Origin of the sequence: Arthrobacter sp. KNU-44 (assembly GCF_051843155.1) — a bacterium.
GTDB lineage: Bacteria > Actinomycetota > Actinomycetes > Actinomycetales > Micrococcaceae > Arthrobacter.
On the sequence record NZ_JBPXNG010000002.1, the window covers coordinates 2,025,521 to 2,048,251 of the forward strand.

Annotated in this window: 21 protein-coding genes; 9 read left to right on the top strand and 12 right to left on the bottom strand. The window is 64.2% G+C overall.

Translation table 11 applies throughout. The features are described from left to right. Positions 1-173 precede the first annotated feature (173 nt). From ACSVHC_RS10395 to ACSVHC_RS10405, 3 genes are all read left to right on the top strand, one after another. Positions 174-1,304, top strand: a complete 1,131-nt coding sequence (locus ACSVHC_RS10395; RefSeq protein ID WP_437772054.1) for an FUSC family protein — start codon at positions 174-176, stop codon at positions 1,302-1,304. A 41-nt stretch (positions 1,305-1,345) separates the two neighbouring features. Beyond that, complete coding sequence (gene radA, locus ACSVHC_RS10400; protein ID WP_437772053.1) at positions 1,346-2,719, top strand: DNA repair protein RadA; 1,374 nt, start codon at positions 1,346-1,348, stop codon at positions 2,717-2,719. A gap of 64 nt (positions 2,720-2,783) precedes the next feature. Then, positions 2,784-3,407, top strand: coding sequence for a Pr6Pr family membrane protein (locus ACSVHC_RS10405; RefSeq protein ID WP_437772052.1), 624 nt, complete (start codon positions 2,784-2,786; stop codon positions 3,405-3,407). A gap of 1 nt (position 3,408) precedes the next feature. On the opposite strand, the gene ACSVHC_RS10410 is transcribed toward ACSVHC_RS10405, so the two are convergent. Beyond that, positions 3,409-5,022, bottom strand: a complete 1,614-nt coding sequence (locus tag ACSVHC_RS10410; protein ID WP_437772051.1) for a peptide chain release factor 3 — start codon at positions 5,020-5,022, stop codon at positions 3,409-3,411. A gap of 334 nt (positions 5,023-5,356) precedes the next feature. Between ACSVHC_RS10410 and ACSVHC_RS10415 the strand changes: the two genes are divergently transcribed. Beyond that, on the top strand, positions 5,357-5,581 hold the full coding sequence (locus tag ACSVHC_RS10415; protein WP_437772050.1) for a hypothetical protein: 225 nt from the start codon (positions 5,357-5,359) through the stop codon (positions 5,579-5,581). A gap of 270 nt (positions 5,582-5,851) precedes the next feature. Next, on the top strand, positions 5,852-6,928 hold the full coding sequence (gene disA, locus ACSVHC_RS10420; protein ID WP_059388344.1) for a DNA integrity scanning diadenylate cyclase DisA: 1,077 nt from the start codon (positions 5,852-5,854) through the stop codon (positions 6,926-6,928). On the opposite strand, the gene ACSVHC_RS10425 is transcribed toward disA, so the two are convergent. Next, on the bottom strand, positions 6,925-7,644 hold the full coding sequence (locus tag ACSVHC_RS10425) for a hypothetical protein (RefSeq protein ID WP_437772049.1): 720 nt from the start codon (positions 7,642-7,644) through the stop codon (positions 6,925-6,927). The genes disA and ACSVHC_RS10425 overlap by 4 nt on opposite strands. Positions 7,645-7,806: 162 nt before the next feature. Between ACSVHC_RS10425 and ACSVHC_RS10430 the strand changes: the two genes are divergently transcribed. Then, positions 7,807-8,775, top strand: coding sequence for an HhH-GPD family protein (locus ACSVHC_RS10430; RefSeq protein ID WP_437772048.1), 969 nt, complete (start codon positions 7,807-7,809; stop codon positions 8,773-8,775). Positions 8,776-8,797: 22 nt separating this feature from the next. Here ACSVHC_RS10430 and ACSVHC_RS10435 read toward each other — a convergent pair whose 3' ends face one another. Then, the gene (locus ACSVHC_RS10435) at positions 8,798-9,466 is read right to left on the bottom strand and encodes a class I SAM-dependent methyltransferase (protein WP_439180923.1); all 669 of its coding nucleotides are present in this window, start codon (positions 9,464-9,466) and stop codon (positions 8,798-8,800) included. A 274-nt stretch (positions 9,467-9,740) separates the two neighbouring features. Here ACSVHC_RS10435 and ACSVHC_RS10440 point away from each other — a divergent pair, with 274 nt between their 5' ends. After that, entirely contained in the window at positions 9,741-10,136 is a 396-nt protein-coding gene (locus ACSVHC_RS10440; protein WP_437772046.1) for a hypothetical protein, read from the top strand. Between the two features lie 63 nt (positions 10,137-10,199). Here ACSVHC_RS10440 and dhaM read toward each other — a convergent pair whose 3' ends face one another. From dhaM to lysS, 9 genes are all read right to left on the bottom strand, one after another. Further along, complete coding sequence (gene dhaM / locus ACSVHC_RS10445) at positions 10,200-10,895, bottom strand: dihydroxyacetone kinase phosphoryl donor subunit DhaM (RefSeq protein ID WP_437772045.1); 696 nt, start codon at positions 10,893-10,895, stop codon at positions 10,200-10,202. Then, entirely contained in the window at positions 10,892-11,542 is a 651-nt protein-coding gene (dhaL, locus tag ACSVHC_RS10450) for a dihydroxyacetone kinase subunit DhaL (RefSeq protein WP_437773937.1), read from the bottom strand. The genes dhaM and dhaL overlap by 4 nt, the downstream gene beginning before the upstream one ends. Positions 11,543-11,544: 2 nt before the next feature. Continuing rightward, entirely contained in the window at positions 11,545-12,546 is a 1,002-nt protein-coding gene (gene dhaK, locus ACSVHC_RS10455; protein WP_437772044.1) for a dihydroxyacetone kinase subunit DhaK, read from the bottom strand. 491 nt (positions 12,547-13,037) lie between these two features. Next, on the bottom strand, positions 13,038-13,547 hold the full coding sequence (locus ACSVHC_RS10460) for an amino-acid N-acetyltransferase (protein ID WP_059388339.1): 510 nt from the start codon (positions 13,545-13,547) through the stop codon (positions 13,038-13,040). A gap of 28 nt (positions 13,548-13,575) precedes the next feature. Next, entirely contained in the window at positions 13,576-15,678 is a 2,103-nt protein-coding gene (locus ACSVHC_RS10465) for a S9 family peptidase (RefSeq protein WP_439180924.1), read from the bottom strand. A 151-nt stretch (positions 15,679-15,829) separates the two neighbouring features. Beyond that, positions 15,830-18,322, bottom strand: a complete 2,493-nt coding sequence (locus ACSVHC_RS10470; RefSeq protein WP_284980636.1) for an ATP-dependent Clp protease ATP-binding subunit — start codon at positions 18,320-18,322, stop codon at positions 15,830-15,832. Positions 18,323-18,695: 373 nt separating this feature from the next. Beyond that, positions 18,696-19,022 (bottom strand): histone-like nucleoid-structuring protein Lsr2, encoded by a 327-nt coding sequence (locus tag ACSVHC_RS10475; protein ID WP_236814113.1) that lies wholly within the window; start codon positions 19,020-19,022, stop codon positions 18,696-18,698. 174 nt (positions 19,023-19,196) lie between these two features. Next, positions 19,197-19,373 carry a hypothetical protein gene (locus tag ACSVHC_RS10480; protein ID WP_172465751.1) on the bottom strand — a complete coding sequence of 59 codons (177 nt, stop codon included), beginning with the start codon at positions 19,371-19,373 and terminating at the stop codon, positions 19,197-19,199. Positions 19,374-19,375: 2 nt separating this feature from the next. After that, on the bottom strand, positions 19,376-20,905 hold the full coding sequence (lysS, locus tag ACSVHC_RS10485; RefSeq protein WP_437772042.1) for a lysine--tRNA ligase: 1,530 nt from the start codon (positions 20,903-20,905) through the stop codon (positions 19,376-19,378). Between the two features lie 77 nt (positions 20,906-20,982). Between lysS and ACSVHC_RS10490 the strand changes: the two genes are divergently transcribed. Together ACSVHC_RS10490 and ACSVHC_RS10495 are read left to right on the top strand one after the other, a co-directional pair. Continuing rightward, positions 20,983-21,864 carry an alpha/beta fold hydrolase gene (locus tag ACSVHC_RS10490; RefSeq protein WP_437772041.1) on the top strand — a complete coding sequence of 294 codons (882 nt, stop codon included), beginning with the start codon at positions 20,983-20,985 and terminating at the stop codon, positions 21,862-21,864. Positions 21,865-21,868: 4 nt separating this feature from the next. Then, on the top strand, positions 21,869-22,723 hold the full coding sequence (locus ACSVHC_RS10495) for an alpha/beta fold hydrolase (RefSeq protein WP_437772040.1): 855 nt from the start codon (positions 21,869-21,871) through the stop codon (positions 22,721-22,723). The last annotated feature ends 8 nt before the right edge of the window (positions 22,724-22,731 follow it).

Here is a 22,731-nt window from a genome sequence, read left to right on the forward strand (position 1 = left end):
AACGGGATCGGCCGTCCAAAGTGAACAGGAGGTGAACGGCTGTGGACCATTGGCTTACATGTACAGCGTCGCCCTTGCGCTTGGCGCATCATGAGGGATTAAGTGACGCCCCTCACTTTGGGGTTCCCCCCGCGAGCCGCACTCCGTAAGCCTCTCCTGAATAGACTTGAGCCATGGCCGCCCCCCAAGGACTTTCAGCAAGCAAGAAATTCCTGCGGGCGCGGCTGCGCACCGGCCTCGTCCGCAGCCGGAACTCGTTGGTTCCAGCCGTCCAGATGACCGTGTGCGCAGTGGGTGCCTACGCGTTCGCCGAATACATCCTGGGCCACTCGGGACCCCTTTTCGCCGCGACTTCGTCCCTGATCGCGCTCGGCTTCTCCCGGGATCCACGGCTTCGCCGGGTGGTGGAAGTCGGGTTTGGCTGCACCCTCGGGATCGTCGTCGGTGATCTGCTGCTCCACTGGCTGGGTTCTGGGATCTGGCAAGCCGCCGTCGTCCTTCTTTTCTCGATCCTGTTGGCACGTTTCCTGGACGGTGGCTCCATTTTCACCACCCAACTGGGCCTGCAATCGCTTCTCGTGGTCTTACTGCCCGCGCCGTCCGGGGGACCCTTCACCCGGAGCATCGACGCCGTAGTGGGCGGAGTTTTCGCGCTCCTCGTCACAATGCTGGTCCCGAAAGACCCGCGCCGGGAGCCGCGCCAGGACGTCCGCAAACTCCTGCACGAACTCTCGGAAGTCCTGCGTGAGTGCGCCGACGCCTTGATCAACAGCGACTCCACCCAGGCCTGGCATGCCCTCATCCGGGGGCGGAACTGCCAGCCCCTCGTGGACCGGATGCGCCAATCCCTCAAGGCCTCCGGAGAAGTGGCCACGCTTGCACCGGCGTATCGTCGGCACCGCGACGAGCTGACCATGCTTGAGGAGTCGCTGGATTCCATCGACCTTGCCCTCCGCAACAGCCGGGTGTTCGCGCGGCGGCTCACGAGCGCCATCAACCATGCAGCGTTGACTGACGAGGCGACGGACAGCATTTCGGAGGTCCTGCAGGACACTTCCGCAGGGGTCGAGGAGCTCTCGCTCGGCCTCGCCGAAGTGCACGACGGCGCCCGCCGCGCCCACCTGCGCGGTGCGCGGCAGGACTTGGCCGACATTGCCACCCGGTTGCACCCCAAAATGCTGCACGTCCAGAAGCTTGAGGGTGAAACAGTGGTGATGCTCTTCCGCCCGCTCATGGTGGACCTGCTCGAAGCAGCGGGCATGGACCCCCGGGAAGCCCGGGACGTTCTTCCTCCCCTGCAGTGAGGCGCACTTGACTGTCCGACTGCTCCATTAGCCTTGTACGCATGGCTTCCAAGACCTCACGCACCTCCAAGACGCCCGCGTACAAATGTGCCGAATGCGGGTGGACCACGGTCAAGTGGGTGGGGCGCTGCGGTGAGTGCCAGGCGTGGGGCACCGTGGAGGAAACAGGCGCCACGGTTGCGCGTACGACGGCGGCAACAACGGTTTTGGAGCCGGCCCGCCGGATTGCCGAGGTAGACGGCACCACGGCCGCTTTCCTGCCCACCGGCGTCGACGAACTGGACCGCGTCCTGGGCGGAGGCCTGGTTCCCGGCGCGGTGATCCTGCTTGCCGGGGAACCCGGCGTCGGGAAATCCACCCTCCTGCTGGACGTCGCTGCGAAGTTCGCCCGCACGGGGCAGGACGTCCTTTACGTGACGGGCGAGGAATCTGCTGCCCAGGTCAAGCTACGTGCGGAGCGGATCGACGCGGTCGCGCACACCCTCTATCTCTCGGCTGAGACGGACCTCGGGCAGGCGCTGGGGCAAGTGGAGAAGCTTGAGCCGAAGCTGCTGATTGTGGACTCGGTGCAGACCCTCAGCAGCGCGGATGTCGAAGGTAGCGCTGGCGGAGTCTCACAGGTCCGGGAAGTCGCGGCGTCCATCATCGCCGCCGCAAAGCGCCGCAACATGACCACGCTGCTGGTTGGCCACGTGACGAAGGACGGCTCCATTGCCGGTCCGCGTCTTCTGGAGCACTTGGTGGACGTTGTGTGCCAGTTCGAAGGCGAGCGCCATTCGCGCTTGCGCTTGTTGCGCGCGGTCAAGAACCGCTACGGTGCCACTGACGACGTCGGCTGCTTCGACCTCAATGAGGCCGGTATCGAAGGCCTAGCCGATCCCAGCGGGCTTTTTGTATCGCGGACACGCGAGCCGGTGTCCGGCACCTGCATCACGGTGACCATGGAAGGCCGGCGCCCGCTGCTGGCCGAGGTGCAGTCGCTGCTGGCCGAAAGTACCAGCTCACAACCCCGCAGGGCAACGAGCGGCCTGGACAGCTCGCGCGTCGCCATGCTCCTGGCCGTGCTCCAACAGCGGGCTGGCTGCATCCTGCACAAGGACGACTCCTACGTGGCCACTGTCGGAGGAGTGAAATTGAGCGAACCGGCAACCGACCTGGCTGTGGCGCTTGCCGTGGCCTCGGCAAAGGCGCGCAAGGCACTGCCGCAGCGGCTCATTGCCTTCGGCGAGGTTGGCCTGGCCGGCGAGGTCCGTCCGGTTCCCGGGATCAACCAGCGTATCCACGAGGCTCAGCGGCTTGGGTTCACCCACGCCGTGGTGCCGGCGAGTCCCAACGGACCGGGCCCCGTCCCGGAGGGTTTCTCGGTCCGCGAAGTGGCACACCTGGCGGAGGCCTTGGAGTTGCTGATCACCTAGCGGCCGGCTTGGCTTCGGAGTGTCGGGTGCATGGGTTGGCCTCGTCCACCGGAAGATTGTCCCCATGACAAAAAGAAATGTGCTCATTGGGGGACGCCTCTTCTTTGGCCTCTTGACCCTTGTTGCGGTGGGGACGCAGCTCACGGTCCACATCGGTCTGGGCTTCGATCCGTGGAACTTCTTCAGCTACTTCACCAATCTGTCCAACATCTTCGCGTCGGTGGTGCTGCTGATCAGCGGCTACCGCGTGCTGGTTGGCAAGCGGCCCAGCGAGCTCGACGACGCCACCCGGGGCACTGCGACGATCGCCATGGCCGTCGTGGGACTCGTCTTCGGCGCACTCCTGGCGGGGCAGGACCTCGGCTCCCTGCTCCCCTGGGTCAACTTCGTGGTCCACTACCTGATGCCGGTTGTCATGGTTGCCGATTGGCTGTTCCAGCCTCCGCGATCCAGGCTGGCCATCAAGCACCTCTGGTACTGGCTGCTCTACCCCGTTGCGTATCTCGTCTACAGTCTGATCCGCGGCTCTTTCGTCAACTGGTACGCCTACTGGTTCATCGACCCGATGCGCGCAGGCGGTTGGGGCGGTGTGGCGGTCTTCGCAGTGTCGATCTCCATAGGATTCCTTGCGGTGAGCCTCGCCATGCTGGGACTGGGAAACAAGCTCGAACGCCAAGTGAGTTACTGAACTATTTTGCCGGGTTGTGCGTTCCGATCGGGACCAGCGTGAGCTTCGGGTGGTTCTTCTCGATCCGGCGCAGTGCCCAGACGTCGTTGAACAACGCGAGGTATTCGCCGTCGGACCTGAGCAGCACCTCTGCGCCCGGGACGTTGGCGAGCGCCGGCATGGCCTCCGCCGTCGAGATTCTTGCCATCGAGTACGGAAGGCGCTCCAGGCGCATCGGGGCGTTGAAGTCGTGGGCCATGCGGTCTTCCACAACCTCGAACTGCATGGGACCGACAGCCGCGAGCACGGGTGCCTGGTCGCCCCGGACGTCGGAACGGAGCACCTGGATGACGCCTTCGTGCTCAAGCTGCTCAATGCCGCGCCGGAACTGCTTGAACCGGCTGGGATCCTGGGACCGGGCCACCTGGAAATGCTCGGGGGCAAAGAGCGGAATGGCGGGGAATTCCACGGGCTCGTCGAGGAACAGGCTGTCCCCTACGCGCAGCGAGGACGCGTTGACCAGGCCAACGACGTCGCCGGGATAGGCCTCGTCGATGACTTCGCGTTCGCGCCCGAACACCTGCTGGGCGTACTTCGTGGCGAAGGACTTTCCGGTGCGTGTCTGCGTAACAACCATGCCGCGCTCGAAGACGCCGGAGCACACACGGATGAACGCGACGTGGTCGCGGTGGGCCTTGTTCATGCCTGCCTGGACCTTGAAGACGAACCCCGCGAAGGGAGCGTCTACCGAACGGGGCTCGCCGTCGACGTCGGGGCGGGGCGCGGCTGGAGGCGCGAAGTCCACCAGGGCGTCAAGGATTTCCTTGACCCCGAAGTTCAGGGCCGCCGAACTGAAGAGGATAGGTGTTGCCGTTCCGGCGTGGAAGCTCTCAATGTTGAACTCGAGGTTCGATTCGATCACGAGTCCGGCTTCGTCGACGGCGTCGCTCCAGTTGTTGCCCTGGGTTTCGGCTGCTTCCTCCGGAGTGAAGTACTCGGTGATGGCGATGTTGGCACCGGCATTATTGCGCGCGAACCGTGCGAAGCGGTCATTTCGCAGGTCCCAGACTCCACGGAAGTCGCCGGAAATGCCCACGGCCCACGTCAAGGGCATGGGCTGGAGTCCGGTGCGTTCCGTGATCTCGTCCATCAGCGCGAGGGCGTCGAGGCCCGGGCGGTCCCATTTGTTGATGACCGTGATGATGGGAAGGTTCCGCTGCTTGCAGACCTCGAAGAGTTTCATGGTCTGCGTTTCCAGGCCCTTGGCGGCGTCCACCAGCATCACTGCGCAGTCGACGGCGGCCAGGACGCGGTAGGTGTCCTCGGAGAAGTCGGCGTGGCCCGGAGTGTCCAGCAGGTTGATCACAGTATCCCGGTAGGAGAACTGCAATGCCGCGGAGCTGATGGAAATACCGCGGTCCTTTTCCATCTGCATCCAGTCGGAAACAGTTTCCTTGCGGTTGGCCTTGCCGCTGGACGCACCGGCGGTGCCGATGACCTTGGCGTGCAAGGCGAGGGCTTCCGTGAGCGTGGACTTGCCGGCGTCAGGGTGCGAAATGACCGCGAAAGTCCGACGCCGGGAGGCCTCATGGTGAATTTCCTGGACTCGGGCGGGGCTCAGGACTTCTTGGGACACGGTGCTACTTTCGCTGCGATCTGGGCGTTGCCCGCATTGGAACGACGGGCCGAACGTGGGATGGAGGCTGGATACTGGCCCCGCGCCGGCCGGGGCCAACTCAGGGAGCGGCACGATTTGCGCGCCAGCCAAGATACCAAGTTTATCGCAGCCCGGGACCACGCCGGAGGCAGGGTCCCGGGCCAGCGCTTAACAGGATCGAAACGAAGTGCACAAACCTCCGAAATCACCTGCCGATAGTTTGAACGCATAGCGGACGCGTCCGGCCCGGATTGGAGCCATCCGCCAGGAAAAACCAGGCAGCCGACGATGGCATGAAAGGAACAGGGCATCAATGAATCCAGGGAATGACTTGTTCTACGATCCCTTCGGCCCCTCCCCCGCGGGGAACCCCGCTGCGAACCAGCAAGGGCACCGGCCGAACGCCGGCAGAGGTGGAGTCAACCCTCCTGCGAGGCAAGCGCATCCGGACACGGGAAGGGCTGCCGCCCGGGAAGCGGCGCTGCAGAGCGTGCGACGCGACCTTGAGCGGCTCGCACACCTTCGGACGGCTCCCTGAGGGTCAAGGGTCACCGAGGTTCCGGGACCGAACTGAGGGTCCAGGGACCGAGCTGAAAATGGCGGTGCCGCGGCCGCCTTCGAACGCGTTTCGAAGGTCCCGCCACATAAGCTAATTTGGGGCACTTTAAGGCTTGCCCGTGCGGTTGTTGCCGGTCTATACCTCTATCATTGAGCTTGCGGGAAACCTGGCATTTTGCTCCCGTCGACTCACTGCTGAAAACCGGCACACTTGCGGGCGCGCCTGCGTGCACCTTTGAAGGGAACACCTATGGCTCGGAGCCCCGAAGATTCGCTCAAGGCGACTCTGGGCAGGGTGGCCCCCGGAACACCGTTGCGCGACGGCCTGGAACGCATCCTCCGTGGGCGCACCGGCGCCCTGATTGTGCTCGGAACAGACCGGACCATCGAATCCATCTGCTCCGGCGGCTTTGAAATCGGCATCGATTTCTCCCCGACGCGGCTGCGTGAACTCGCGAAGATGGACGGTGCCATCATCTGCGACAAGGACGCCGGGAACATCCTTCGTGCCGCGGTACAGCTTGTGCCGGACTCCAGCATCGAGACCCAGGAATCAGGAACGCGTCACAGGACGGCCGAGCGCGTGGCCATCCAGACCGGAGTTCCGGTGATTTCGGTCAGCCAGTCCATGCAGATCATCGCCCTCTATGTCAACGGCCTGCGCCACGTGCTTGAGGGCTCCGAGAAGGTCCTGGCCCGCGCCAACCAGGCTCTCGCAACCCTGGAACGTTACAGCGCCCGCTTGGATCAGGTCACTAGCGCCCTATCGGCCCTCGAAATCGAGGCCATGGTCACCGTCCGGGATGTGGCTGTCACCCTCCAGCGCCAGGAAATGGTCAGGCGCATTGCCGAGGAAATCGCTCAGTATGTCCTGGAGTTGGGTGAGGACGGCAGGTTGCTCTCGCTGCAGTTGGAAGAGCTCACCACCGGCCGCGGCCCGGGCAGCGACGTGATCATCCGCGACTACGCCGGCGCCGACGCCTCGCCCGAGGACATCGACGGTGCGGTGCAGGCCCTTCTGGATCTTGGCCCGGCGGAGCTGATCGATCTGGGCAAGATCGCCGGGATCATCGGATTCGCCGGGGGCATGGACGTGCTCGACGCGGGTGTTCAGCCGCGCGGTTACCGCCTCTTGTCCGGGCTGAAGTCGGTTCCGAAAGCCGTGGCCGACCGTTTGGTGGAGCACTTCGGCGGACTCCAGTACCTCATGGCCGCCACTATCGACGATCTCATGACCGTGGACGGCATCGGCGACCAGCGCGCCCGGACCGTCCGCGAAGGGCTCAGCCGCATGGCCGAAGCCAGCCTGCTGGACAGGTTCCTCTAACCCAGCTGGAAGACCGCTTTGGTGCTCGCCTTGTTTCCCAGTACGGCCTTGAAGGTGTAGGTGCCGGTGGCAGGCTTGGCCGAGATTACGCCGCAGCCCTCGGTCGTCCGGTTGCGTTGCCACGGGAAGTTGGCAATCTCGCTCTTGCCCGGATCAATCTGCTTCACGAGGTCATCGCCCTTCGCTTGACAGTCCTTGGAGGAGAAAATCCGGTCCTCGCCGCTCATCACCAGGAACTCCATCTGGGATGTGCCGACGTTGACCTGGCACGGTGCTGCCCCGCCATTGGTGATCTTCATGCTCAGCACGGGGTTCTGCCCGGCCGGATACGCAGGCTGGTCCGTGGACGCCGTCACCGTCACCAGATTGAGGTCGCACACCGGCGTGGCCGTGGGCGTTGTGGTGGCCGCGATGGCATCCGTCGTAGGGGCCTGGCTCGCCGGGGCGGCTCCGACCGCTTGGGTCTTGGATGCGCCGGGATCAGCCTTGCCCGCAAGAGATGAACTCATAGCCACAGCACCGGCCACGAGCATCGCCAGGACCACCAGGAGCGCGCCGAAAACAACCAGCCTCCGACGCCGGTAAACGGCAGGGCTCGTCCGTCGCCTTTGGGGCCGGACCCCGTTCGCCGAACGGTTTGCGCCTCCGGCCCGGGCAGCACTTTTCGCCGACGGCGACGTGCGCGCCCTCGGCGGTTGCTTGCCCTTGTTGACCATGCTTCTAGGCTAGGCAACGCAAGGCGTGGATGGTGCCGCACCACGCCGCCGGGGCCTGATCGGAGCCAGTATGACCTACGTCATTCCCGGCCGGCTCCACTACAGTGGATGGCAGGAATCGGCCGCCAACAGGGCCCGCCACGAACCGCAGCAAGGATCTCCATGTCACTGCCAGGCGCCGCTGAACTTGCCGGCACCCATCGCCTCACGGACTTGCACCAATCCATGGACCGCTGGTTCTCCGAGGTGGCGCGCGTATTGCCGTGGAGGTCGCCGGACTGCAGCCCGTGGGGGATCCTGGTCAGCGAGGTCATGCTGCAGCAGACTCCGGTAGTCCGCGTCCTGCCGGTGTGGAGAGACTGGATGGAACGCTGGCCGGAACCCGCGGATCTCGCAAAGCAGCCTTCGGGCGACGCCGTGCGACATTGGGGAAGGCTCGGTTATCCCCGCCGCGCGCTCAGGCTCCACGCGGCCGCCGTCGCGATCGTGGAACAGCATGGAGGCAGGGTGCCGGACACGCATGCATCGCTGTTGAGCCTTCCCGGCGTCGGCGACTATACGGCCGCGGCCGTGGCTGCTTTTGCTTTCGGTCGCCGCGAAACGGTCGTAGACACGAACATCCGGCGAGTGCATGCCAGGCTCGTTTCGGGACTTGCGCTTCCGGCGCCGTCGCTCAGCGCGGCGGAGATGCGCCTCGCCGAATCACTCATGCCCGACGATGTCGGGCTCTCCGTCCGCTGGAACGCTTCCGTCATGGAACTCGGAGCGCTCGTGTGCACCGCCCGCTCCCCCAAGTGCCTGGACTGCCCCGTCCGCGGTTCCTGCGCGTGGCTTGCCGCAGGTGAACCGCCGCCCACGTATACGCCGAAGGGCCAGGCGTGGCACGGCACAGACCGGCAGCTGCGGGGTGCCGTCATGGCCGTATTGCGAGTGGCAGAGTCGCCGGTAGCTCCTGAACTGTTCGAACGACCCGCAGCTGACCTCGGATTCGCCGCCGAGGGCGCGGCCGTCCCGTTGGCGGCCCTGCACCGCTTGAATTCGGCCCCCGAGCAGCTGGAGCGCGCTCTCCAGGGGCTACTGAGCGACGGCTTGGCCGAGATGCACGACGGCGGGCTGCGGCTCCCGGCCTAGGCCTCCTTTTGCGCCGCTTCCGCTACGACGTGGCTGGCTTGCGCGCTGGCTTGCGGGCTAGGAGATACGCCTGCGGGGTCTTCTCGTGCCTGCCGTCCGGCTCGCGGAGAAGCTGCGCTTCAACGACAAAGCCAGCCTGAAGGAGGAGTTCCATGATGCGTTCAGGGGGCAAGCGGTAGGCGTCAAGGTCGATTTCGTGGCCATACGCGAAGTCCAAATGCCTTGGCTCGTCGCCGGCCTGGAACTCGAGCAACAGCAAGCCGCCGCCCACGAGGGTACGGTGGAACTCCGCGAACACTCCCGGCAAACGGGCCGGCGGCGTATGGATGATCGAATACCAAGCAACGATGCCACCCAGAGTGCCGTCCGCCAGCTCCAGGGCCTCCATCGACCCTTCATCGAACTGCAGGCCGGGGTGGTCCTTGCGGGCTACTGTCACCATCTCCGGCGACAGGTCGATGCCTAAAGCCGCCAGCCCGAGGGAATCCAGGTACGCCGTGATCCGTCCGGGCCCGCAACCGATGTCGGCAACCGCCCCGCCTCCGGAGGAACGCACGAGCTCGGCGAACGTACCGAGCATGGCCCGGTCAAAGGGTTTGGTGTCGAGCTCGTTGCGCAGGAGTTCAGCGTAATCGGCGGCTACCGTGTTGTAGGCGGCGCGAGTGGCAAGCAGATCCGAGGGTTCAGTCATGCGAAGAACCCTATTCTCTGCGGCCGGCGCATTCCTTGCGCCCTGCGAAAACCCTGCCGAACCCGCCCATGGCCAGGCCTTGAGGTCGCGGAGCCGCAACGATCCGTAGATGTCGGTAACGATGTGCCTGCCAGTTGCAGATATCCCGTTCCGGGTCCCCGGTGCGGGATTATTCTCAAGTATGCGCAGGTTGTGGGCCGCCATAGCATTGACCACGACGGCGACGCTCTGGTCGGCATGCGAACCTCAAGTCACCGTTTGTCCGGCAATTGCGATGGCCCCCGTGGTCTCCCTGACAATCACGGCAGAGTACGCGCCAACGGTCAAGGCCATCCATTTGAAGGCATGCCAGGACGGGAAATGCCGCGAGGCCGATTTGGAGCTGCGCCCGGGCAGCGTGCCGCTCCCTCAATCCTGCGGGCCGGAACCCGAAGGGTCATGCTCTGCCGTCGCGTCACCGGATGGCACCCGCTATGGCTTCCTCAACATGGGAACGCTGACGTCCTCGCCCATCGATGCCGAAGTGACCGGCGCGGACACAAACGGCGAGACCTTGCCCGTCAGGACACTCAACTTCACGCCGAAAAGCGCAAAACCGTGGGGCGAGCAGTGCCAGACCGCCATCACGGCAAGCCTCGTGCTCGATGCCCGCGGCCTGTGGCAGTCCTGAACACCGCGCGCAAACCCCCGCGGCGCGGTAAATCCTGGCGCGAAGCGACATCCCGGCGCGGCGTCAAATCTCGCCGAATCCCTGTTCCACCAGCCGCCTGACGTAATCCACGGCCTTCGATGAATCTTTGCCCCACGCCTCGACCTTGAGCTTGCCACCCTTGCCCACGGCGAGGCTCATGAGTTCCATAATGGAGGTGCCATCGACGCCATTTACCGTTGCTTCGACATCCATGCCGGCGAGTCCGCCCGCGATTTTGGCCGCAGGCCTGGCGTGCATTCCCATGGGGTTTACGAGTTCGAACTCGCCGCTTTCCGCTGGTTCGCCCCTGCCTTGGGATTCTGCCGGCCCCGCCGCTTCAAAAACGGGCTCCTGACCGAAACGCACCGCCTCGGCGGCGGCCTTCACTGCGGCCGCCGAGGCACCACCCTGGGTGGCCACCGCGGCGGCAACCAGGCCCTCAACCAAGGGAGCGTCGGCAATGAGGACCTTTTCCGGCTCGCTGCAGAACTCGGCAGCTGATTCTGCCGTCATAACCGCCGAACCAAGATCCGTCAGGACCACCACTCCATCCCCTGAAGCCTCCCCAAGTCCTGCCTCGAATGCGGCGATCGTTTTCTCCAGGTCGGTGCCAATCCGGCCATCATCCGTGCCGCCGACGGCGTAGAACTTCACATCGGTAGCCATCTGCGCAGCCAACTCCACCGCGCCTTCCGCGATTTTCCGGCTGTGCGAGACCACCACCAAGCCCACCGTCATTCAGCGGCCCCTTCAGGGAATCCCGCAGCGGTAGCCGCTGCGCGCAACAACAGGGCAGAAGACGCAGCCCCGGGATCGCGGTGACCTGCGCTGCGTTCACCGAGGTAGCTTGCGCGGCCCTTGCGGGCTACCAACGGATCTGTCGTGACGGCACCCACCTCGGCAGCCTCGGCCGCCGCAGCCAACACAGCCACAGCATCTCCACCGGCCACCAGGACCTCGTCCGCCGCTTCCACAGCCGGAGACCAGGCATCCACCATGGTTTTGTCGCCGAGCTCCGCCTTGCCGCGGGCAACAATTCCGTCCCGGGCCGCGGTCAGTGCTCCGGCGAGCGCCGCTGCGTCAATGTCCGCGCTTTCTCCCAGAGCCGTGGCCGCCCGAAGGTACGCGGTTCCATACAGCGGTCCGGCTGCCCCGCCCACCTTTGACATCAGCGCCATCGCGGCCAGCTTCAGGGCTGCGCCAGGTGTCTCGGGCGGAGTCTGGGCAAGTTTCTCCATGACGGCCTGGAATCCCCGGTCCATGTTTTCACCGTGGTCGGAGTCGCCTATCGCACGGTCCAGCGCAATCAATTCCTCCCTATGCTCGGACATGAGCCGAGCGGAGAGGGTCAACCATTGAACCGCCCATTCGACCCCCAGGCCCACTGTCACATCCCCCAACGCAGGGCCGGAGTATGGACGGGTGCGTCCCAGAGGGCGGTCAGTTCGTCATCGAGCCGCAGTACCGAGATGGAGCAGCCTTGCATCTCAAGCGACGTGACGTAGTTGCCCACCAGTGAGCGCTCCACTTTGGCTCCTCTTTCCGCGAGGATCTGGGCCGCCCGGCGGTAGACAATGTACAACTCACTGAGGGGCGTACCGCCCATTCCGTTGACGAAGAGCAGCACCTCTTCACCGGACTTGATCCCGAGGTCCTCCAGGACCGGGTCCAAAAGGCGGCTGGTGATGGCGTCGGCTCCCTCCATGGCGATCCGGTGCCTGCCCGGTTCGCCGTGAATGCCGATGCCGATTTCGATTTCGTCGTCAGCGAGCTCAAAGCTGGGTACCCCGGCATGCGGCACGGTGCAGCCGGACAAGGCGACGCCCATGGTGCGCACGTTGCGGACGACTCCCTCCGCCACACCCGCGACGGCCTCCAGCGAATCCCCACGCTCCGCTGCCGCACCAGCAATCTTTTCGACCAGCACAGTGCCCCCCACGCCGCGGCGGCCTGCCGTATACAGGGAATCCTCCACAGCGACGTCGTCGTTGACGAGAACCGAGCGGACGCTGATTCCTTCAGCCTGGGCCATCTCTGCCGCGGTCTCGAAGTTCAGCACGTCACCGGTGTAGTTCTTCACGATGTGTATGACGCCGGCGCCGGAATCGACTGCGGCGGTCGCCGGAATGATCTGGTCGGGAGTGGGCGACGTGAACACCGCACCCGGCACGGCGGCGTCGAGCATTCCGTGCCCCACAAAGCCGGCATGAAGCGGCTCGTGGCCGCTCCCACCTCCCGACACAAGCGCCACTTTGCCGGCCACGGGCGCTCCTTTTCGAACGACGAAGATGGGGTCCGTATGGACGTCCACGAGATCGGCATGGGCCATGCCGAAACCTTCGACAGACTCGTCCACCACCGAGCGGGGATCGTTGATGAGCTTTTTCATGGCGCGCTCCTGGGGCGTTGCTGGTAGGTGATTTGACCCTACTACCAGCGCCCCGGGCACGGTAGGGGAACGGTCCGTACGTGGACACTCCGGAACCCGGAAACGCAGAAGGGACAACCCCCAATGGTTGTCCCTTCTGAAGAACCTTCCGGCATCCGCCCGGTCAGTGCGGCGGCCCGCCCACCGTCAAACGACCGATGCTGAAGTCTTGGGGTGTTGCGTCTTTGGCCATCGAGTCGGGCCAAAGATCCGTGCACCCGGACCGCATGCAACCTCCGGTGCCCTGCTTGCGCGACTCCGGCGTGGCGCCGGGACGCGGCATGTCAATTTGGAAACCTGAAAAGTCCGGAAACATAACGTGGTACTTCATTTCTCGCCTCCACAGTATGGTTGGCCCGCCGCAACCGAGCCTCAACTAGTTTATCCATCAAGTTGATATACGTAAAGAGGTGCGGGCTGGCACATACAGGAGCCAAGGGGAAGAAGAGGAGCTAAAGGACCTTGATCATGCGTGTGTTGCCCAGGGTATTGGGCTTCACGCGGGCCAGATCCAGGAACTCGGCCACGCCTTCGTCATGGGAACGCAGCAATTCCGAGTAGACCTGGGGATCGACGGCGGTTTGGTCCGCCATGACTTCGAATCCGTGGCGCTTGAAGAAGTCCACTTCGAACGTCAGGCAGAAGACACGCGCAACCCCCAAGGCCCGGGCGTCCTCCAGGAGTTGCTGGACAAGGACGTGACCCACGCCTTTGCCCCGCCAGTTGTCGTCCGCCGCCAATGTGCGCACCTCGGCCAGGTCCTCCCACATGACGTGCAGGGCACCGCAACCGATCACCTCGCCATCGGAAGATTCGGCAATCCGGAACTCCTGAAGGCTCTCGTAATAGGCCACGGTCTCCTTGGCCATCAGGATTCGCTGCTCCGCCAGAGGCGCTACAAGCCGCTTGATCGCGGCAACATCGCCGGTGCGGGCAGGGCGGATACTGAACGTCGAAGTCACAGCCACAATCTTACGAGGCCGAAGGCGCCTAAAGCCCCAGGTCCTCAGGAAGAGGAACGTCCCGTCCAAGTACCTGCCTGGAAAGGAAGTGCTCCACGACGCCGTACCAGACCTTGGCGTGCTGCGGCTGCAGGATCCAATGGTTCTCGTCAGGGAAGTACAGGAAGCGGTGCTGGGTCTCACCGTTCTCATCGGCGGGCAGCCCGGAACTGGAAAGCAGTTCGTACCAAAGCCTCAGGCCCTCGCCGATCGGCACTCGGTAGTCCTTGTCACCGTGGATCACCAGCATGGGTGTCTTGATCTTCCCGACATGGAGATGGGGCGAGTTGTCCAGTGCCATCTCTGCGGTCATTTCCTTGAGCCAGTACTGCGAAGCGTCCGTTGTGGGCCCGAACTGGTCCATGGCCCACAGACTGGCGTGCGTCACGATCGCCTTGAAACGATCCGTGTGCCCGGCCACCCAGTTGGCCATGTATCCGCCGAACGACCCACCCATGGCGGCTGTCCGCGTCTGGTCAATGTCGGGCCGCCGGACCACTGCGTCGGTGATGGACATAAGGTCCGTATACGGCGCCTTGCCCCATTCGCCCCAGCCGCGCTGGATGAATTGCTGGCCGTACCCGGTGGACAGTGCCGGGTCGGGCAGCAGCACGGCATACCCCTTCGACACGAGCAGCCATGGATTCCACCGCCAGGTCCAGGCATTCCACGAGCCCAACGGCCCGCCGTGGATCCACAACAGCAAGGGCGCCGGATTCGCCCCCGACGCGCCTTCCGGGAGCGCGAGGTAGGCCGGAACCCTCGAACCATCAGCCGCGCTCGTCTCCACCCGCTCCAACGTGCCTTTGATCGCGGGGCGCTCAGCGGGCGCGGGGAGCCGCTCGACGTCGCCCGAGGCGAGCTCGATCCGGACGGCTTCCGCCGGGAATTCATAAGAGCTGCGCAGCGCGAACGCACTCAGCCCATCCGGCGAAACCACGACGTCGGTGTACGCCGCCGCGTCCTGCGTCACCCTGGTGACCATACCGTCCCCGACGGCGACCCGGAAGACCGGCGTCGCGCCGTCGTCGTCGGCTGTGACGAGGAGCGAGTGCCCGTCCGGCAGCCAGGCCGCGGGGTTGCCCCAGCGGTCCCAAGCGGGCGCGAGGGGCTCTAGGTCAAGGGTTTCTCCCGCCCCGACATTCAAGAGGTGGAGTTTGACCTGGGGTGCCTGCCCGGGGGTGCTGTCGCTTTCGCTGACTACCGAGAGCATCTTGTTGTCGGGGCTGACCGGTCCGGGGAAATAGCTCATTCCCTCATGGTCAAGGAGCACCTTGATCGAGCCGGAGGCCACATCGACAGCGGCGAGCACAAAGCGCGTGTCCGCCTTCGCGAGCGGCTTGGCCAGGCTCGTATAGATCGTCTTACCGTCCGGGCTGACCACCGCGTGGGTGTTGCGGAGGTTGCCGCCGACGTCGGGCGTCAGATTGCGCAGCTTCAGGGGTGCGGTTGCGTCCACGGTCGCGGGCTTCCCGGGCTCGGCCGCGCCTCCGTTTTCCACCGCGAACAGCCTGGGCTGGGCCGGGCCCAGGTCTGCGTCCCAGTAACGCACCGGGTAGCCGGTGTGCAGAATGGCCGCCACCTTGTTGTCCTTGCGGCTCTTGCGGCGCTCCTCGTCATTTTCCTCATCGGTGGAACCGGCAAGGACCGAGGCCGTCACGAAGGTTGCGTCCGCGGCTGACGCGGCCATGACGCCCCCGATTCCGCCTGCACGGGAGTGCACCACCCGGGCCTCACCGCCGTCGGCAGGCAGGAGCCACAACGCGCTCACGGGATCCGCTTCGGGGCTGTCCGGATCGGGCCGGGCTGAGGTGAAGTAGAGGTCACCGTTGGCAGCAAACACCGCGCCGGTTTCTCCCTTGGCGCTGCGGGTGATGCGCCGGGCGTGCTTCTTTCCGGCAGGATCAAGCTCCCAAAGGGCCGTGACGTATTCAGTGCCCTTGGCGTTGAGCGTGGAAACCGTAGTGACCAGGCGGCTTCCGTCCGTACTGAGAGCCAGGCCGCCGACCCTGGGGATGGCGAGGTAGTAGTCGAGATCGTGGAAAGGAGTTTCGGGTTGCGTGCTCGGGGTCTCGGAGGCATTCGAATCCATGCTCTGATTCAACACGCAATGTGCCCCAGATCACAAAAGGTTCACTAAGAGTGAAACAGTTATTTCAGAAATTACGAACCTCGGGAACGCAAAAACCCCGCCAGCTCCTTGAAGGGAGCGGGCGGGGCCTTTGAGTCGGCGGAACCTGAACCTAGGCGCTCGGAGCGATTTCCGGGATGCGCGGCTTGGCGTTGCCGGCGAAGGTGAATTTGGCGTCGTCGCCTTCGCCGTCCACATCGACCACCACGATGTCACCCGGGTGGAGCTCGCCGAAGAGGATCTTCTCGGAGAGCTGGTCCTCGATCTCGCGCTGGATGGTGCGGCGCAGCGGCCGCGCACCCATGGCGGGATCGTAGCCCCGGGTCGCCAGGAGGACCTTGGCGGCCGTGGTGAGCTCGATGCCCATGTCCTTGTCCTTGAGGCGGCCCTCGAGGCGCGTGACGAAGAGGTCCACGATCTCGATGATCTCGTCCTGCGTGAGCTGCGGGAACACCACGACGTCGTCAACGCGGTTGAGGAACTCGGGGCGGAAGTGCTGCTTGAGCTCCTCGGTGACCCGCGCCCGCATCCGGTTGTAGCCGGTGGTGGTGTCCGTGCCGGACTGGAAACCGGTCGCCACGCTCTTGGAGATGTCGCGGGTACCCAGGTTGGTGGTCATGATGATCACCGTGTTCTTGAAGTCCACCACCCGGCCCTGGGAGTCGGTCAGGCGGCCGTCTTCCAGGATCTGCAGCAGCGAGTTGAAGAGATCGGCGTGGGCCTTCTCAACTTCGTCGAACAGCACCACGGAGAACGGACGGCGGCGGACCTTCTCGGTCAGCTGCCCGCCCTCTTCGTAGCCGACGTAGCCCGGAGGGGCACCGAAGAGACGCGAAACCGTGTGCTTCTCGGAGTATTCGGACATGTCCAGCGTGATGAGTGCATCCTCTTCACCGAACAGGAATTCGGCCAGCGCTTTGGCGAGCTCGGTCTTGCCGACGCCGGTGGGGCCGGCGAAGATGAACGAGCCACCCGGACGCTTGGGGTCCTTCAGGCCTGCACGTGTGCGGCGGATCGCCTGGGAGAGGGCACGGATGGCCTCGTCCTGGCCGACGACCCGCTTGTGCAGCTCGTCTTCCATCTTGAGGAGACGGCTGGATTCTTCCTCGGTGAGTTTGAAGACCGGGATGCCGGTGGAGTTCGCGAGAACTTCGGCAATCAGCTCCTCGTCCACCTCGGAAATATCGTCCATGCCGCCGGACTTCCAGTTGCGTTCCTTCTCGGCGCGCTCGGCAATGAGCTTCTGCTCCTTGTCGCGCAGCGAGGCGGCGCCCTCGAAGTCCTGGGCGTCGATGGCGGATTCCTTCTCCATCTTCACTTCGGCGATGCGCTCATCCATGGCCTTGAGCTCCGGCGGGGCGGTCATGCGGCGGATGCGGAGCCGTGCACCTGCTTCGTCGATCAGGTCGATCGCCTTGTCCGGCAGGAAGCGGTCCGAGATGTAGCGCTCGGCCAGCGTTGCAGCAGAAGCAAGGGCGCCGTCGGTGATGGTCACCCGGTGGTGCGCCTCGTAGCGGTCACGCAGGCCCTTGAGGATCTCGATCGCATGCGCGACGGAAGGCTCCTTGACCTGGATCGGCTGGAAGCGGCGCTCCAAGGCGGCGTCCTTCTCAATGTGCTTGCGGTACTCGTCGAGTGTGGTGGCCCCGATGGTCTGGAGTTCACCACGGGCCAGCATCGGCTTGAGGATGGAGGCGGCATCGATGGCACCTTCTGCAGCGCCGGCACCCACGAGCGTGTGGATCTCGTCGATGAAGAGGATGATGTCCCCGCGGGTCCGGATTTCCTTGAGGACCTTCTTCAGGCGCTCTTCGAAGTCACCACGGTAACGGGAACCGGCAACAAGGGAACCAAGGTCAAGCGTGTAGAGCTGCTTGTCCTTGATGGTCTCCGGCACATCTCCCCGGACGATCGCCTGGGCAAGGCCCTCGACGACGGCAGTCTTGCCGACGCCGGGCTCACCGATCAGCACGGGGTTGTTCTTGGTCCGGCGGGAGAGGACCTGCATGACGCGTTCCATCTCCAGCTCGCGGCCGATCACGGGATCAAGCTTGTTTTCCCGCGCGGCCTGGGTGAGGTTGCGGCCGAACTGGTCGAGCACTACCGAACCGGCGGGGGTGCCTTCCTGTTGGCCCGGACCTGAGCCGGGACCCGCAGTTTCTTTGCCCTGGTAGCCGGAAAGCAGCTGGATGACCTGCTGGCGGACGCGGTTGAGGTCGGCGCCGAGCTTGACCAGGACCTGCGCGGCAACGCCTTCACCCTCGCGGATGAGGCCGAGCAGGATGTGCTCGGTGCCGATGTAGTTGTGGCCGAGCTGCAGGGCTTCGCGGAGCGAGAGCTCAAGCACCTTCTTGGCGCGCGGGGTGAAGGGGATGTGGCCGGACGGGGCTTGCTGGCCCTGGCCGATGATCTCCTGTACCTGCTCGCGGACGCCATCGAGCGAAATGCTCAGGGACTCCAGCGCCTTGGCGGCAACGCCCTCACCCTCGTGGATCAGACCCAAGAGGATGTGCTCGGTACCGATGTAGTTGTGGTTGAGCATGCGTGCCTCTTCTTGGGCAAGCACAACAACGCGACGGGCACGGTCCGTAAATCTCTCAAACATTTCGCCACACTCCTAGCTACGACGTACTTTGATGCTACGTGGCAACGCTGGAATTTTGGGGCGTGTTCGCCACAGGGGAAACATGGCCGCTCCGGGAATAAGTCCGCTCGACTCGTCCGTGGACCTCGGGACCACGGCGGAGACCGAATCCAGGGCTTTCCACGGTCACGCCGCGCTTCCCTCGATGCCCCCACGGGCCGGCCGCCGTCGTTCTTCCCGGCAAACGTGGTGACTGTCCACCGGATATGCCCAGTCGGCTCCAAACCTTCTGGGAATAGTGGCGCCATGCTGCCAAACGACATCCTTATCCCGGCAAGCCCTGCGGTTAAAAAACAATACCCCGGCCGTAGGGCCGGGGTATTGATACTTGGTGTCAGGAATTGGCCTTCTGGTAGGCTTCCTGAATTTCGGCCTGAATGCGGCCGCGGCTGTTTACGGTATAACCGTTGTCGCGCGCCCATTGACGGATCTGTGCGGAGTCCTGGTTTCTGCCTGCGGCAACGCGGCTACGCGTTGCACGGCCGGTCGATGTCTTGCGCGCCTTAGCTACAAATGGCCCCAGAGCGTCCCGCAGCTTCGCAGCGTTGGCACTGGACAGGTCCATTTCGTAACTGACTCCATCAAGGCCAAAGCGGACAGTTTCATCCGCGGAGCCCTCATCCAGGTCGTCAACGAGGATAATTTTGACTTTCTGTGCCATGAAAAGACTCTCTTTTGGAGGGGTCGGATATGCAGAATAGCTAGACTACTAATTAAAGATTATCGTCCAGCGCATGGCACTCCGTCAAAGGCTCAGTCAAAGGCATCCTCAAAGGGATCCTCAAAGGGATCGCCAAAGACACTATTAAATCTTCTGGAGCGGCCGGAGAAAGAGCTATTTGGCAGGGGTTGAGCCGTCGCCCGCCGGCTTGGCAATTCCGAATCCGGCTTCTTCCTGGGCGCGGGCTTCTGCTTGGCGCTCTGATTTGTCCGCGTTGAAGATAGCCTTCATGGCAAACCAAAAGAGAAGTCCGACAACGACGGACGGTGCAAGAACGGCAATGTATTCCATGGTCAGTGCCCTTCGGGCTTGAGGAGTGGGAACAGGATGGTTTCCCGGATGCCTGCTCCGGTGAACAGCATGACCAAGCGGTCGATGCCTAGGCCGATGCCGCCCATGGGCGGAGCACCGTATTCAAGGGCGCGCAGGAAGTCTTCATCCAGCTGCATGGCCTCGACATCGCCGGCTGCCGAACGACGCGACTGCTCCGTGAGGCGTTCGCGCTGGATGACCGGGTCGATCAGTTCGGAGAAGGCCGTGCCGCGTTCCATGCCGCCGATGATGAGGTCCCAGGCCTCGATCAGGCGGCCGTCCTCCCGATGCGGCCGGGCAAGGGGCTGCGCGGAGGGAGGGTAATTGTAGACAAAGGTCGGGTTGAGCAGGGTGGGTTCGACGATCTCGCCGAACAGTTCTACTACGAGCTTTTCGGCGTCCCACTTGGGATCCACCTTGACCTCGTGCTTGGCGGCAATCGCCTGCAGTTCCGCCACCGTGGTGTCCGGGGTGATCTCTTCGCCGATCGCCTCGGAGAGCCCCGGATAGACGGCAACCCAGGCCCATTCGCCGTCGAGGTCGATCTCTCCGGCGTCAGTCTGGATGGTGCGGGTGCCCACGACGTCGGCGACGTTAAGGATGATTTCCTTCATACGCTCGGCCATGACGAACTGGTCCGCCCACGCCTCGTAGCATTCCAACGTGGTGAATTCTGGGCTGTGCGTCGAGTCGACGCCTTCGTTGCGGAAGACGCGGCCCATGTCGTAGACGCGGTCGATTCCGCCCACGACGGCGCGCTTGAGGAAGAGCTCGGTGGCGATACGCAGCGTCATCTTCTGGTCGAAGGCATTCATGTGCGTCTCGAACGGGCGGGCCGTGGCACCGCCGTGGACGAGCTGCAGGATGGGGGTCTCCACTTCCACATAGCCGCGGCGGTCCAGGGTGTCGCGGACCGAGCGGGTAATCGCTGCGCGGGTGTAGACCATTTCCCGGGCTTCGTCGCGGACCATGAGGTCCACGTAGCGCTGCCTGACACGGGTTTCCTCATTGAGTTCGGCGTGCAGCACCGGCAACGGGCGCAAGGCCTTGGAGGCCATGGACCAGGAGTCGGCCATGACGGACAGCTCGCCACGCCTGGAGGAAATGACTTCGCCCTTGATGAAGACGTGGTCTCCGAGGTCCACCAGCGCTTTCCAGTCCGCGAGGGTTTCCTCGCCGACATTCGCGAGGCTGAGCATCGCCTGCAGGCGCACGCCCTTCCCGTCCACACCGCCCTCCTGGAGGGTGGCGAAGCAGAGCTTGCCCGTGTTGCGCACGAACACGACGCGGCCGGTGATGCCCACGATGTCGCCGGTGGTTTCGTCAGCCTGGAGATGGGCGTACTTCTCGCGGATCTCAGCGAGGGAATGCGTCCGCTCAACACCCACCGGGTAGGCCTCGGTGCCGCGCTCAATCAGCTTGCTGCGCTTTTCCATGCGGATGCGCATCTGTTCGCTGGCGTCGGCTGGCTCGGAGGCGGGGTGCGGGGATGGGGTGTTTGCGGAAGTCACAATCCACAAGTTTACCGGGGATTCCTTAGAGTTCCCTATCTTCCCCTCCCGCCCCTGCGGCAACATAGACTCGGGCTGTGGAGACATGGACAGTTGAAACGGACGACGACGGCGGCCACCTCGAGGTGCACTCCTTCCGGCCGGTAGCCGAAGCGTCCATTCCCGGCGCTTCGAGCGCTACGGAGGAGCCCGGCGTCGTGCTCGTTCACGGCACCTTGGTGACCGATTCCCTTTACTGGCCATTCGCCCGGAACCTGAGCGTCCTGCTCGGCCGGCCGGTGCATTCCTACAACCGGCGCGGCCGCGGCCGGTCGGCACCGCAGCCGCCCGGCTACTCTGCTGCGACGGAGACCAGCGACTTGCTTTCCGTCATGGAGGCGAGCGGATCCACCGATGTTGTTGGCCACAGCTATGGCGGATTCGTCGCGCTCCAGGCGGCGCTGCGCGCACCAATTTCCCGCCTCGTCACTTACGACGCCGCGGTTTCCCTCTCCGGTAACTTGAACGGACGCTGGCGACCGCAATTGGAGGAGGCCGTCACCGCGGGCCAGCTCGACAACGCCTGGGCGCATTTGGTCCAGGGGCTGGGCACGGCCGGCCCGATTTCCTATTTGCCGCTCGGGGCGCTGCGGGTGATCAGCATCCTCTCCGCCAAGACGAGGTTGGGATCCGAGATGCGGGAACTGTTGCCGACGGCGGTGTTGGAGATGCGCGCGATCATTGACGCAGACTCGCATATCCAGGACTATGCGGAGTTGAAAACGCCAACGCTGATGCTGAGTGGCGGGTGGAGTCCGGCGTACTTTGCCGAAACCGGTCGGCAACTTGCAGCTGCAATACCGGCGGTGGACTTCTCGGTAGTGCCGCTCCAGTTCCACGAGGGTCCCCTCCGGCCGGGCAAGCAGCTCGCCGTGAGGATTGCCCGCTACCTGGCACAAGGCGCCGTCACCCTAGGATGAAGCGGTGATAGAACGTGAGGTCCCCACCCCAGACGGCGGCAAGCTCGCCTTGTACAGTTACGGCTCGGTGGATGCTCCGGGAGAGCGCCGCGTGGTGCTCATCGGGGGCGCATTCCTGACCGCGCTCATCTACAGGCCTTTTTCCATGGCGTTATCCAACGGACTCGGCGAAGGTTGGGCAGTCGACGTCTACGATCGCAGGGGCCGCGGCAGCTCGACGGAACTACCCGCAAACTACTCCATGGCCACGGAGATTGCGGACGTGCGGAGCATCATGGACGCCACAGGCGCCAGGAACCTCCTTGGTCACAGCCTTGGCGGATCCGTGGCACTGAACGCCGTGCAGGAGTTTGCGGGGACAAGCTACGAACCTCACAAACTTGCCGTGTACGACGCCGCCGTGAACATCGACGGGAGCATGGACATGGGCTGGTTGGACGGCTTTGCCCAATCCGTGGATAGCGGAAATGTAGGGCGTGCCATGGCCAGGATGAAGAGGGGCATGCAGCCTGGCACCGCCTTGGCGCGAATCCCGGAGCCCATCCTGGCCGGACTCATGGCCCTCGTTTCCCACACCAAGGTCAACAAGGTCCTCAGGGGACTCATGCCAACGGGCGTGGCGGAACTCAAAGCCGCCTACGACGAAGCTGCGCGCCCGCGGGACTTCTCCGTCCTCCCCCGAAGCACGCGATTTATCGTGGGCAGCAAAAGCCCCGAATACTACAAGGTCACTGCAGAGCGGCTGTACGCAGCCGTCCCCGGAAGCACGCTGGTGGTATCGCCAAAAGGCTTCCACGGATCCATTCCTGCCGCAGTCAAGGAACTCGTGACGGACCTTTCCAGCTATTTCAAGGACTGACGGAACCC